Here is a 12,423-nt window from a genome sequence, read left to right as displayed (position 1 = left end):
TGCCGGTACATCCGCCCGTCGCCGTTGGACGGAGAGGTGACCGTCGGTGGCGACGGGCATGTGATGTACCGGCACGGCCCCTTCCGCCGGATCCCGGGTGCGGGTGTGCAGTGGCTCGGGCCCAGTCCCTCACTCCCTCACTGGCGTGATCTTCAGCCCCTCCGGCGTTTGAGGAGCGGGGGTCCGGGGCGGAGCCCCGGGTACGGGTCGGGTAGGGGCGGAGGGGGCGAAAGAAGGTTGTGGGGTGACCGGGGCATTCCGTGAGGTGAGCCCCGGGAAGGATTCCTGCTGCTGAGTCGGGGAACCGATTCGTACGTATGGTCTGTTGAGTGGTCAACGGCACGCGGGTGAGAGGTGGCGGAGAGTGATGACTCACGGTACGCAGACGGATACTCACACCCGGTATCCGGGAGAACGAGGGGACTGGCGGGACGCCGCGACCCGTTACGCCCTGTTGCCGCTGCGGATCTTCCTGGGTGTCACCTTCATCTACGCGGGCCTCGACAAACTCACGGACAGCGTCTTCATGAAGGCCTCGGGCTCGGGCTCGATCGGCGACATGATGCGCACGGTCCGTGATTCCTCCGCCGTTCCGGCCCTCGTCGACCTGGCCCTGAAGAGCCCCGTCGGCTTCGGCTACGCCATCGCGTTCGGCGAGCTCGCCGTCGGGATCGGCACACTGATCGGCCTGCTGGCCCGCCTCGCCGCGCTGGGCGGCGCGTTCATCTCGCTCAGCCTGTGGCTGACCGTGAGCTGGGCCTCCGACCCGTACTACTACGGCAACGATCTCCCGTACCTCTTCTGCTGGACCCCGCTCGTGCTGGCCGGGGCCTCCTACTGGTCACTGGACGCCGTGATCAGACAACGGCGTCAGCAGCGGACCGGCCACTGAGGGTCGGCGCCGGGCCGGTCGCCTAGGGGTTCGCGTCCTGCGGCTTCCGGCCCGTACGGCGTCTGCGGACGGCGTGGTTCACGGATGCCACGGCGCCCGCCAGGCAGAGGCCGACGAAGACGACCGGGATGATGGCGAACCACTCGGTCTCCCACCAGCCGCCCGCGTCTCCGGCGTAGGCGATGCCCCCGGCGGTGAGGAAGAGGCCCACGACGAGCTTTCCGGGCTGGAACTCATGACGTGGCACGGGCCACCTCCGCCTGGCCGACTCCGACCTGGAGGTCGAGGTCCATGGTGCCGCCGTCCTTGCCGCCAGCCGTCGGCGCCAGGGTCACCTGCTTGTGCTTGCCCGGTTCCACGTCCACGTCCTTCTTGTCGTCGCCCGGCAGCTGGATGTCGCCGACACCCACGTCGACGGTCAGCCGCACGGTCACGTCCTTGGGGACGATCACCTTCAGCCGGCCCGCGCCCACCTCGGCGTTCGTCTTCACCGTCTGTCCCCCGGCGAGGTCGACCCCGCTGAGGTCCAGGGTGCCCACCCCCGTGCCCAGGTCGTACGCGGGCCGTACGTCGGCCGCGGTCGCCGGGGTCCAGTCCTTCCGCACCCAGTGCGTGCCGATGTCCTTCGGCAGGGCCGCGGAGGCCGCGAGGAGGCCGGCCGTGATCACCGCCAGGAAGACCGTTCCCGCCCCGGTGCGACCGCGGAGGGAACTCACGGCTATGCCCAGGCCGAACACGATGAGCGCGGCGGCCAGCCCGGCCTGGAGGCTGGTGCCGAGCGGCAGGTCGTCCCAGTTGAGGCCCGTGGTGAGGCCGCCCGCGAGGAGGGCGAGCAGGAAGACGCGGCCGCCCATGGGGCGGGGGCCGCGCTGCCCGCGCTCCCGTTCCGCGCGCGGGGCGGGGCGGGAGGTGCCGCGGGCGATGTTGAGCGCGGCCGCGACATCGCGGTCCAGGGTCTCCACGGGACCCCACATGTAGCCGGTGCCGCCGACGTGCGAACCGTCCTTGACGATCGGGTCGCGCCACCAGGAGGGGTAGGAGGCGGGGACGGGCGGGGCCTTCGCCTCCGGCGGGGCGTCGGCTGCGGCCTGCGCGGCCAGCGGGTCCGGGTCGGAGGCGCCGCGGTTCTGCGACCAGTAGCCCGCCCCCGCCAGCAGCAGGGACAGAACGACGGCGAACGTCAGCACGCCGCCGTTCTTGAGCATGGACAGGAACACCCCGCAGCCGACCAGCGCGAAGAGCACGGCGGTCAGGGCGGGGCCGTCGACACGGCCGGTGAGCAGCTTGCGGACCTCGTTCTCCTCCTCGTCGTCGTACGGGACGAAGAGCCAGGCGAAGCCGTAGAAGATGAGGCCGATGCCGCCGGTCGCGGCGAGCACCGCGAGCACGATACGGAAGATCACCGGGTCCATGTCGCACTGCCGGCCGAGCCCGGCGCACACCCCGCCGAGCATCTTCTGCCGACGGTCGCGCCGGAACCTGTGCGGCGCCCCCGCGGGGGCGCCGGCGCCGGAGTCCGCCGGCCGTGGCGCGGCCGCCTCCCCTTGAGCACGCGGCTCGTCACCCGGAGCGGTGCCGGGGCCCGGCACCGCCGCCGCGTGCTGCTGATCTGTCATGCGTCCATGGTGACGGGCGGGACGGCGCGGCGGCAGTCGGGACGACCCTGGCCGAACCCTGATATCCGCCCGGAGGGGAGGGCGGGAACCGTTCGAACGCCGGTTCCCGAAGATCAGGGGAGTATCGGGGGCAGACCCTGATGCTCCGGTCCGCCGGGCGTGTGAACATCGATGGCATGCCGGAAGCCGCAGCCATGCCCGCAGACGACCCGCGGCCCCCGCGCAAGCTCTACCGGAGCAGCGACGGACGCTGGCTCGGGGGAGTGGCGCGAGGGCTCGCCGGGCATCTCGGGCTGCCCGTCGTCTGGGTGCGGCTGGTGTTCGTCGGACTGTTCATGGCGGACGGACTGGGCGCGCTGCTGTACGCCGCGTTCTGGTTCTTCGTGCCGCTCGGCGTCGGCGGCGTCGGCTCCGGCCGTACGTCCGCGTTCACCACCGAGAACTCGCCCGACGGCCGGCGCAGACTGGTGGCCCGCAAGCCGGACAAGGGCCAGATCGTCGCCCTCCTCCTCATGGTCGTCGTGTCCATGGTCTTCGTCGGCAACGTGAACCTCGGCGGCGGCACGAGGGTGTACCTGTGGCCGATGGTCCTCGTCGGCGCGGGTGTCGCCCTGGTCTGGCGCCAGGCGGACAACGCGCGGCGGGCCCGCTGGGCGGAGGTCGGCCGCCGTCGCCGTACGCTCTCGCTGCTGCGGTCCGCGGCGGGCGTGCTGCTCGTCACCGCCGGCGTCTCCGGGATATTCGTCCTCCAGGGCTCCGCGGCCCACCTCGGCTCGGTCCTGCAGGCGGCGCTCGCGGTCCTCGTCGGCATCGCGCTGCTCGCCGGTCCCTATCTGATCCGGATGACCCAGGACCTCTCCGAGGAGCGCCTGATGCGCATCCGCGCGCAGGAGCGGGCCGAAGTCGCCGCCCACGTCCACGACTCGGTGCTGCACACCCTGACCCTGATCCAGCGCAACGCGGAGAACGCGAACGAGGTGCGCCGCCTGGCCCGTGCCCAGGAGCGCGATCTGCGGGCCTGGCTCTACAAACCGGACGGCAGCGGCAAGGACGAGGACGAGGAGCCCGCCACCCTCGCCGAGGCGGTCCGCGGCCACGCCGCCGAGGTCGAGGACAAGCACGGCGTCCCCATCGAGGTCGTCGTCGTGGGCGACTGCCCGCTCGACGACCGTCTGACCGCACAGATGCAGGCAGCGAGGGAAGCGATGGTGAACGCGGCCAAGTACGGTGGCGAGGGCGGCGCCGTGCAGGTCTACGCCGAAGTCGAGGGCAGGACGGTCTTCGTGTCCGTCCGCGACCGCGGCCCCGGTTTCGACCTCGACGCGATACCCGCCGACCGCATGGGTGTCAGAGAATCGATCATCGGCCGCATGGAGCGCAACGGCGGCACGGCGCGGCTGCGCGCGGTGCCGGACGGCGGCACGGAGGTCGAGCTGGAGATGGAGAGGGCGGAGAAAACGTCATGAGCGACACGAACGAGCCTGTGGAGTCCGGTGGTTCGGCCGCGGACGCCTCCGGTGCCGCCGCGTCCGCGGGCACCGGCGCCGAGGGCGGGCGCCGGGTGCGCGTGGTGCTCGTGGACGACCACCGCATGTTCCGTACGGGGGTCCAGGCCGAGATCGGGGAGACCGGGCGGACCGGCGTCGAGGTGGTCGGCGAGGCCGCGGACGTCGACCAGGCGGTCACGGTCATCACGGCCACCCGCCCCGAGGTCGTCCTCCTCGACGTCCACCTCCCCGGCGGCGGCGGTGTCGAAGTGCTGCGCCGCTGCGCCCCGTTGATGGCCGACACCGAACGGCCGGTCCGTTTCCTCGCGCTGTCCGTGTCGGACGCCGCGGAGGACGTGATCGGCGTGATCCGCGGCGGCGCCCGGGGGTACGTCACCAAGACGATCACCGGCACGGACCTCGTGGACTCGGTCTTCCGCGTCCAGGACGGCGACGCGGTCTTCTCCCCGCGCCTCGCCGGATTCGTCCTCGACGCCTTCGCCTCCACCGACGCCCCGCCCGTCGACGAGGACATGGACCGCCTCACCCAGCGCGAGCGCGAGGTCCTGCGCCTCATCGCCCGGGGGTACGCGTACAAGGAGATCGCCAAGCAGCTCTTCATCTCGGTGAAGACGGTCGAGTCGCACGTCTCGGCGGTCCTGCGCAAACTCCAGCTCTCGAACCGCCACGAGCTGACCCGCTGGGCGACGGCGCGGCGACTGGTCTGACCCCGGAGTTCAGACGACCCGGGCGGCCCCCACGAGGGGCATCTCGGTGAGCGGGGCCACCCGTACGGGCGCCGACGGGTTCGGGGCGTGGATCATCTGGCCGTCGCCGATGTAGATGCCCACGTGCGTGATGCCCGGGTAGAAGAACACCAGGTCGCCGGGCTGGAGTTCGGAGAGGGAGACCCGCTGCCCGGTGTTGATCTGGGAGTAGGTCGTGCGGGGCAGGGAGACGCCCGCGGAGCGGTAGGCGGCCTGGGTGAGCCCGGAGCAGTCGAAGGCGTCGGGGCCGGTGGCGCCCCAGACGTAGGGGCTGCCGAGCTTCGAGTAGGCGTAGGCGACGGCCGCCGCCGCCCGGGAGTTGGACGCCGGGGTGGCCGCTCCTGCGGTACCGGACGCACCGGACGTGCCGGACGACGAGACCGGTGCGGAGTCGCGGGACGAGTCGCGCGAGACGTGCTGCCGGTCGTCCGCGCCGCCCCGCTCCACGTACTGCGTGCGCTGCTCCGGGGTGAGTCGGTCGAGCAGCCGGCGTGCCGCGGTGAGCTTCTCGTTGATCGTCTTCTTCTGCCGCTTCAGCTCGGTCTGCCGCGACTCGAGCGTCGACAGCTCGGTGTCGGCCTCCCCGCGCAACTGCTCCAGCTCGCGGAGCTGTTCGCGTACCCCGGCGAGCTCCGCCGACTGCCGCGTGCCGACCCGCTCGGCGAGCGCGGCCCCCTCCAGGTACTGATCGGGGTGGTCGGAGAGCGCGAGTTGCACCACGGGGTCGAGCCCGCCGGTGCGGTACTGTGCCGCCGCCATTGAACCCAGCGCGTCCCTGGCCGAGTTGAGCCGGTCCTCCCGGCGGGCCGCCTCGTCGCGGAGCTTGCTCAGGTTCGCCTCCGCCCGGTCGGCCTTCTCCTTGGCGCCGTTGTACTTCTCGGTGGCGGCCTCCGCCTCCTGGTACAGCTTGTCGACCCTGGCCTTCACCTGTGCCGGGGAGAGCTGGGGGTCGGCGTGCCCGATCCCGTCGAAGCCGGTGGCCGTCGCCGCGCCCGCGAGGGCGATGGTGACCGCTGTGCGGGCCGTGTTTCCGCCGACCGAGCGCTGTCTGGCCTTGCGGTGCGCTGCCACGAGGGCCCACATCCTTCCGTGCGACCGCCCTTGAGGTGCGGTCAAGCGGTGACACGTCCGGCGGCGGCGCACACAGGGGGAGCGGGCCGCCGCCGGACCTTCTCGGCGGTGGTGTCCGGCTGCCGTCCCTGGCCCGGACGGTGGTGGGGAGCCGGTCACCTGGTGGAGGACGCTAAACCTGGGGTGCACTGTTGGTAATGCTATGTGCAGAACTATTGCGATTGGATCGCCGATTGACCGTAAGTGGCCAAAGTCCTGTCCGTGCCCCGCCGGCTTGACGCAGAGTGATGACCGTTGCGGCGAATGCCGGACCGCGCGCGTGGTGCCGGTGCTATGGCTGACGCGCGATGGACCGGTGGAGAGACGGTGACGGAAGAGGAGGCCCGGTCGGGAGGGGAGGCCCGGTCGGGAGGGGCGTGAGGGGGTGCGGTTAGGCTCCGGCCCCATGGACGTACTCATCCATCTCTTCGTCGGCCTGCACATCATCGGCATCGCCGCGCTCCTCGGCGGCTTCCTCACCCAGATGAAGGCGATGGGCGCGGGCACCGCCCGCTTCGTCCCGGCGATGCTGCACGGCGCGCTGACCATGCTGGTGACCGGAGTGGCCCTGGTCGGCCTCAACCAGGCTCAGGGAGCCACGGTCGACACCTTCAAGATCGGTGTGAAGCTGGCCCTGCTGATCGTGATCCTCGGGCTCGTCTACGTGAAGCGGGACGACGAGACGGTGGACAAGCGCCTCTTCGGCCTGGTCGGGCTGCTGACCGTCACGAACGTCTTCGTCGCCGTCCTGTGGACCTGATCAGCGCCCCCGCCCCCGCACGACGGACCTGAGGGCGAGGGCGGTGCCCACGGCCACCACGAGCCACGCGGCCACCGCGATCCACAGCAGAACCTGTCCCGGTCCCCTGAGCCGGAAGACGTCCAGGGCGGCCGCGACCGCGAGCGTCGCCACCGCCGTCATCCCCATCGGGAACACGGACGACCAGCGCCGCACGTCGTACCGCGGGCGCGGCCACACCACCTCCGCGACGGCCAGCAGGACGTAGCAGACGAGGGCGAGCACGAGCAGCGCGCCGGTCGTGGCGCGCAGGACGCCCTGGTCGTCGTCGTTCCACAGGTACGGATCCACGTCGCGCGCCGTGACGAGTCCCGCCCCGGCCAGCGCCGAGATGCCCAGCGCGCCCGCAGCCACCCAGTGGTCCCCGGCGCCCTTCCGCACCTCCCACGGGTCGAAGTTCGCGAGTGAGAGCACGTAGAGCGCGATCCCCACCCAGTACAGCGCCATCGCGGCGTGCGCGAGCCAGTCCGAGCCCGCCTCGGTGGCGATCGCCGACCCGAGGACCGAGAGCCCCTGCGTGGCCACGCAGACGAGGAACACCTCTCCCGTCATGCGGCGCCGCCAGCGCCGCATGACGGCCAGGAGCAGGACCGGCCAGAGCACGGCCGACAGCACGAGCAGGGCTTCGGCGAGCCCCCGCCACCCCAGTGCGGAGAACCGGGTGCCGAGCACGGTGGTCGCCGCGACCGCGTCGAGCCCGGCGGGCGTGCCGGCCCGTCGCGCCCACTGCTTCCGGTCGCCCACCAGCCGGGCGAGGAAGTCCGAGGCGAGCCCGATCCAGGCGAGCGACGCGAGGACCAGCGCGATCCGGGAGAGGACCTCGTGGCCGGTCAGGTGCAGCCCGATCGAGAGGGTGCCGGTGGCCATGACGGCGGCCCCGGCGGCGGACGCCCACCCCGCCCACCAGGCGCGGAGCGGAACGGCGTCCGGCATGTCCGGTGTGTCTGGCATGCGCCCGATGCTAGGGACCTCCGGGGCGGTTGTGGGCGGGGCGCGCGCGGAGGGGCGAGAACGCGGGGCGCGCGGGACCTCTCCGGTCCCCGCGCCCCGTGAGGGTGACGTCCGTGTCCCGGGCTACGCCGGGCGCACCACGCTGTGGATCGCCGAGGTGCCGTCGTAGTAGATCGATTCTTCGCGGACGTACGCCCCCGGCTTCGGCGCGTGGATCATCATGCCGTCGCCGATGTAGAGGCCGACGTGGCTGAGGTCGCCGTAGAAGAAGACGAGGTCGCCGGGCCGGGCGTCGGCGAGGGAGACCGTCGTGCCGGCGTTCACCTGGTCGTAGGTGACGCGCGGGAGGCTGACGCCGGCGGCCCTCCAGGAGGCCTGGGTCAGGCCCGAGCAGTCGTAGGAGTCGGGGCCCGTGGCGCCCCAGACGTACGGCTTGCCGATCTGCGCGCGGGCGAACGCGAGAGCCTGGGCCGCCTTCGTCGAGGAGGAGGAGGAGTCCGTGGCCGTCGATCCCGTCGACGAACCGGCGGTCGACCCGGTCGTGGTGCCCGACGACTTCTGGGCGGCCTTCTCGGCGGCGGCCTGCTGTCGTGCCAGCTCCGCCGCCTTGGCCGCGGCCTGCTCCCGCTTCTTCTTCTCGATGGCCGCCAGCCGCGCTTTTTCCTCGGCGTTCAGCTCCGAGAGCAGGTCGCGGGCCTCGGTGAGCTTGCGCTGCACCGCGGCCTTGGACGTCTTGAGCGTCTTCTGCGAGGCGGTCAGCGACTCCAGGTTCTCGGTGGCCTCCGCCCGCTTCTTGGTGGTGGCGGCCTGTTCCGTGACGTAGTCGTCGACGGCCGCCTTCTGGCGGTCCGTCAGGCGGCTCATCAGCTGGGTCTGGTCGAAGTAGTCCTTGGGGCTGTCCGCGAGCAGCAGGGTCGCGGTGTCGGACACGGCGGCCCCGGTGCGGTACTGCGCCGCGGCGAACGATCCCAGTTCCTCGCGCGCGGTGTTGAGCTTCTCGGTGCGCCGGGCCACGTCGTCGAGCAGGGTGTCGACGCGTTCGCGCTGCTCGGCGGTCTTCTCCTTGGCCGCGTTGTACTTCTCCGTGGCCGTCTCGGCCTGGTGGTAGAGGTCGTCGACCTTCTTCGAGACCTCTTCGATGTTGGGCCTGGGGTCGGCGGGGGCGGCGTTCGCGGTCTGGGAGAGCAGGGCCACGGAGGTGAGGGCCGCCGCCGTGGCGAGGACCGGGGTCCGTATGCCTGCGATGCGCGTGCCCGTGGGACGCGCCTTGCGGTGTGACGCCAAGAGAGGCGACTCCTTCCGTCGTCCGCCTACCGAGTCAGCAGTGGGGGTACCCCCACGCCGTTCGGGCTGCGGGGGAGGGTTCGGGCGGGTGGTTCCGGAAGGCTGCCCTACGGTCCGTGCCCCGCAAGGCGGTCGGACCGATTCACCCCAAAGTCGGTGGGTCCTCGGCTTCGGGGCCTCGCGACGCACCGGACTCGGCGGAGGCCACTCGTTCCGGCGACGTTCGCCGGCTGCGGTCGAGCGGCCTTCGGGCACGCTAGCCAACGGCCGTGGCCCGTGTGAAGGTTGATGCGCGATATGTCCGATACATTTTCGTGACCTTCGCCGCACGCCCCACCGCCGACGGCCCGCTCACCCGGCCTGCCGGCCGGGTCCGGCTCCGCATGACGTGCCGACCGCATGACGTGCCGACCGGATGGCGCGGCGAACGGCCCGGGCCCGGGGCTCGGTCCGGACGGCCGGTCGGCGGTGCGCAGCGGCGGCGGACCGGTCGGCGGTGCGCCGCGGTGACGGGCCCGTCGGGCGCGTGCCGCTCCGAACGCCTGCCGGCCGGGCCGGGCGCCGACCGGGTCGGGTGCCGCGGACCGAGCCTTGCCGCGGAGCGGGATGCTCGCCGAGCCAGGTGCCGATCGAGGTGGGCGCTGCCGGGCCGGGTGCGGGTCGAGCCGTACGCCGCCGGGCGGGTGCGGGCCGAGCTGTACGCCGGGTGACCGGGTCGGCGTGTGCTGTCACGGAGGTGAGGTGGTGACGGGGAACGCCGTGAACCCGGGTGTCCCCCGGGCGGCCCTGTCGCGACTTCCGGCCGAGTTGCCGGGGCGGCGGCGGGCTGTCGGTGGAGCGGCCTAGACTCGGAGAGCGATGAGCAGCCTCTTTGACGACAGCTTCCTGGCGGCCCTCCAGCCCTCCGCGGCCCACGAGGACGAACCCCCGCCGCCGCCCGAGGACGATCACGTACCGGAGCCGGTTCCGGACGATCTGTTCGGCGGGAAGTTCGACGTGCCACCGGACCGATGGGGGTCCCCCCGCTCGAGCGAAGCCGGGAGTGGGGGAGGGTACTACCGCGACGGCGCGCCCAGGCCCGTCGTGGACCCGGCGGCCCTGCTGGACGGGCTGAACGAGAACCAGCGCGCGGCCGTGGTGCACTCCGGCTCCCCGCTGCTCATCGTGGCCGGCGCCGGCTCGGGCAAGACGCGCGTGCTCACCCACCGCATCGCCCACCTGCTCGGCGAGCGCGACGTCCACCCCGGCCAGATCCTCGCGATCACCTTCACCAACAAGGCCGCCGGCGAGATGAAGGAGCGCGTCGAGGCACTCGTGGGCCCGCGCGCCAACGCGATGTGGGTGATGACCTTCCACAGCGCCTGCGTCCGCATCCTGCGCCGCGAGAGCAAGACGCTCGGCTTCACCTCGTCGTTCTCGATCTACGACGCCGCCGACTCCAAGCGTCTGATGGCGCTCGTCTGCCGTGATCTCGACCTCGACCCCAAGCGCTTCCCGCCGAAGTCGTTCAGCGCCAAGATCTCGAACCTGAAGAACGAGCTGATCGACGAGGAGGACTTCGCCGCCCAGGCCGCCGACGGCTTCGAGAAGACCCTCGCCCAGGCGTACGCGATGTACCAGTCGCGGCTGCGCGAGGCCAACGCGCTCGACTTCGACGACCTGATCATGACCACGGTCAACCTGCTGCGCGCCTTCCCGGACGTCGCCGAGCACTACCGCCGCCGCTTCCGGCACGTCCTGGTCGACGAGTACCAGGACACCAACCACGCCCAGTACGCCCTCGTCCGGGAACTCGTGGGGACCTCCGAGACCCCCGCGGGCGGACCGTCCGGCGAGCACGGTCCGGGCCCGGCGGAGCTGTGCGTCGTCGGTGACGCGGACCAGTCGATCTACGCCTTCCGCGGCGCGACCATCCGCAACATCCTCCAGTTCGAGGAGGACTACCCGGACGCGACGACGATCCTCCTGGAGCAGAACTACCGCTCCACCCAGACGATCCTGTCCGCCGCCAACGCGGTCATCGAGCGCAACGAGTCCCGCCGCCCCAAGAACCTGTGGACCAACGCGGGCGCGGGCTCGAACATCACGGGCTACGTCGCGGACACCGAGCACGACGAGGCCCAGTTCGTCGCCGACGAGATAGACCGCCTCACGGACGCGGGCGAGGCCAGGGCCGGCGACGTCGCGGTCTTCTACCGCACGAACGCGCAGTCCCGTGTTTTCGAAGAGGTCTTCATCCGCGTCGGCCTGCCGTACAAGGTCGTCGGCGGTGTCCGCTTCTACGAGCGCAAGGAGGTCCGGGACGTCCTGGCGTACCTCAGGGTGCTGTCCAACCCCGAGGACTCGGTCCCGATGCGCCGCATCCTGAACGTGCCCAAGCGCGGCATCGGCGAACGCGCCGAGGCGATGATCGACGCCCTCGCGCAGCGCGAGAAGATCAGCTTCCCGGCGGCGCTGCGCCGCGTCGACGAGGCCTACGGCATGGCCGCGCGCTCCACCAACGCGGTCAAGCGGTTCAACACGCTCATGGAGGACCTCCGGACGATCGTCGAGTCCGGCGCGGGCCCGGCCACCATCCTGGAGGCCGTCCTCGAACGCACCGGCTATCTCGCCGAGTTGCAGGCGTCGACCGACCCGCAGGACGAGACCCGGATCGAGAACCTCCAGGAACTCGCCGCCGTCGCGCTGGAGTTCGAGCAGGAGACCGGTGAGGGCGAGACCCCGCCCGGGCTCGCCGCGTTCCTGGAGCGGGTCGCGCTCGTCGCCGACTCCGACCAGATCCCGGACGAGGAGGACGGCAACGGCGTCATCACCCTGATGACCCTGCACACCGCCAAGGGCCTCGAATTCCCCGTGGTCTTCCTGACCGGCATGGAGGACGGCGTCTTCCCGCACATGCGCGCGCTCGGACAGGTCAAGGAGCTGGAGGAGGAGCGGCGCCTGGCGTACGTCGGCATCACGCGCGCGCGTGAGCGGCTCTACCTCACCCGCTCCTCGATGCGCAGCGCGTGGGGGCAGCCCTCGTACAACCCGCCCTCCCGCTTCCTGGAGGAGATCCCGGCGACCCATCTGGACTGGAAGCGCACGGGTGCGGTGGCGCCCAGGCCCGCCGGTCCCGTCTCCGGCGTCGCCGCCTCCCTCTCCTCCTCGCGTTCGCGGTCCGCGGCCTCGGGTGCCTCCGGGTTCGCCACCCGCCGCGGCGCAGGCGAGAAGCCGGTGGTCTCGCTGGCCGTCGGGGACCGGGTCACGCACGACCAGTTCGGCCTCGGCACCGTCGTCGGTGTGAAGGGGACGGGCGCGAACGCGGAGGCGACGGTCGACTTCGGGGAGCCCAAGCCGAAGCGGCTGCTCCTGCGGTACGCGCCGGTGGAGAAGCTTTAGCCCACGAGACCGTTCGCGGGAGCCGATCAGGAGCCCGATCGGGCTCCCGATCGGTGACCGCGGTGACGGACCGGAGTGACGTGGCGCGGGGCCTCGGACGTCCGGAGACGGACGGGGCCCGCGGTCATGCGGCGTC

General features: G+C 71.9%; 10 protein-coding genes. 5 read left to right on the top strand and 5 right to left on the bottom strand.

Annotation, left to right across the window (positions count from 1 at the left end; genetic code table 11):
- Nucleotides 1–367 precede the first annotated feature (367 nt).
- Complete coding sequence (locus ACFW6B_RS39240) at nucleotides 368–892, top strand: DoxX family protein (protein ID WP_386604355.1); 525 nt, start codon at nucleotides 368–370, stop codon at nucleotides 890–892.
- 22 nt (nucleotides 893–914) lie between these two features.
- Here ACFW6B_RS39240 and ACFW6B_RS39235 read toward each other — a convergent pair whose 3' ends face one another.
- Both ACFW6B_RS39235 and ACFW6B_RS39230 read right to left on the bottom strand, forming a co-directional pair.
- On the bottom strand, nucleotides 915–1,139 hold the full coding sequence (locus ACFW6B_RS39235) for a hypothetical protein (protein ID WP_386604353.1): 225 nt from the start codon (nucleotides 1,137–1,139) through the stop codon (nucleotides 915–917).
- Nucleotides 1,126–2,508: a PspC domain-containing protein gene (locus ACFW6B_RS39230; protein WP_386604350.1), complete on the bottom strand. Its 1,383-nt coding sequence runs from the start codon at nucleotides 2,506–2,508 to the stop codon at nucleotides 1,126–1,128. The genes ACFW6B_RS39235 and ACFW6B_RS39230 overlap by 14 nt, the downstream gene beginning before the upstream one ends.
- 176 nt (nucleotides 2,509–2,684) lie before the next feature.
- On the opposite strand from ACFW6B_RS39230, the gene ACFW6B_RS39225 reads away from it, so the two are divergent.
- The gene (locus tag ACFW6B_RS39225; protein WP_386604348.1) at nucleotides 2,685–3,974 is read left to right on the top strand and encodes a PspC domain-containing protein; all 1,290 of its coding nucleotides are present in this window, start codon (nucleotides 2,685–2,687) and stop codon (nucleotides 3,972–3,974) included.
- Nucleotides 3,971–4,723 carry a LuxR C-terminal-related transcriptional regulator gene (locus ACFW6B_RS39220; RefSeq protein WP_386604346.1) on the top strand — a complete coding sequence of 251 codons (753 nt, stop codon included), beginning with the start codon at nucleotides 3,971–3,973 and terminating at the stop codon, nucleotides 4,721–4,723. The genes ACFW6B_RS39225 and ACFW6B_RS39220 overlap by 4 nt, the downstream gene beginning before the upstream one ends.
- A gap of 9 nt (nucleotides 4,724–4,732) precedes the next feature.
- Here ACFW6B_RS39220 and ACFW6B_RS39215 read toward each other — a convergent pair whose 3' ends face one another.
- Nucleotides 4,733–5,833 (bottom strand): NlpC/P60 family protein, encoded by a 1,101-nt coding sequence (locus ACFW6B_RS39215; RefSeq protein ID WP_386604345.1) that lies wholly within the window; start codon nucleotides 5,831–5,833, stop codon nucleotides 4,733–4,735.
- 445 nt (nucleotides 5,834–6,278) lie between these two features.
- Here ACFW6B_RS39215 and ACFW6B_RS39210 point away from each other — a divergent pair, with 445 nt between their 5' ends.
- Complete coding sequence (locus ACFW6B_RS39210; RefSeq protein ID WP_386604343.1) at nucleotides 6,279–6,632, top strand: hypothetical protein; 354 nt, start codon at nucleotides 6,279–6,281, stop codon at nucleotides 6,630–6,632.
- Here the strand turns inward: ACFW6B_RS39210 and ACFW6B_RS39205 are convergent, their stop codons facing one another.
- Nucleotides 6,633–7,622 (bottom strand): tellurite resistance/C4-dicarboxylate transporter family protein, encoded by a 990-nt coding sequence (locus ACFW6B_RS39205; protein WP_386604341.1) that lies wholly within the window; start codon nucleotides 7,620–7,622, stop codon nucleotides 6,633–6,635.
- A gap of 123 nt (nucleotides 7,623–7,745) precedes the next feature.
- Complete coding sequence (locus ACFW6B_RS39200) at nucleotides 7,746–8,906, bottom strand: NlpC/P60 family protein (protein WP_386604339.1); 1,161 nt, start codon at nucleotides 8,904–8,906, stop codon at nucleotides 7,746–7,748.
- A gap of 858 nt (nucleotides 8,907–9,764) precedes the next feature.
- On the opposite strand from ACFW6B_RS39200, the gene pcrA reads away from it, so the two are divergent.
- Nucleotides 9,765–12,287, top strand: coding sequence for a DNA helicase PcrA (gene pcrA / locus ACFW6B_RS39195; protein ID WP_386604337.1), 2,523 nt, complete (start codon nucleotides 9,765–9,767; stop codon nucleotides 12,285–12,287).
- Nucleotides 12,288–12,423: the final 136 nt, after the last annotated feature.

The organism is Streptomyces sp. NPDC058751 (assembly GCF_042746485.1).
Classification (GTDB): domain Bacteria; phylum Actinomycetota; class Actinomycetes; order Streptomycetales; family Streptomycetaceae; genus Streptomyces.
The sequence above is the reverse complement of the archived record's forward strand: the minus strand, read 5'-3'. Positions and strand labels throughout refer to the sequence as shown.

Coding starts and splice junctions, on each gene's coding strand:
- ACFW6B_RS39240 (WP_386604355.1), top strand. CDS start 368: ATGACTCACGGTACGCAGACGGATACTCACACCCGGTATCCGGGAGAA.
- ACFW6B_RS39205 (WP_386604341.1), bottom strand. CDS start 7,622: ATGCCAGACACACCGGACATGCCGGACGCCGTTCCGCTCCGCGCCTGG.
- ACFW6B_RS39230 (WP_386604350.1), bottom strand. CDS start 2,508: ATGACAGATCAGCAGCACGCGGCGGCGGTGCCGGGCCCCGGCACCGCT.
- ACFW6B_RS39220 (WP_386604346.1), top strand. CDS start 3,971: ATGAGCGACACGAACGAGCCTGTGGAGTCCGGTGGTTCGGCCGCGGAC.
- ACFW6B_RS39225 (WP_386604348.1), top strand. CDS start 2,685: ATGCCGGAAGCCGCAGCCATGCCCGCAGACGACCCGCGGCCCCCGCGC.
- pcrA (WP_386604337.1), top strand. CDS start 9,765: ATGAGCAGCCTCTTTGACGACAGCTTCCTGGCGGCCCTCCAGCCCTCC.
- ACFW6B_RS39210 (WP_386604343.1), top strand. CDS start 6,279: ATGGACGTACTCATCCATCTCTTCGTCGGCCTGCACATCATCGGCATC.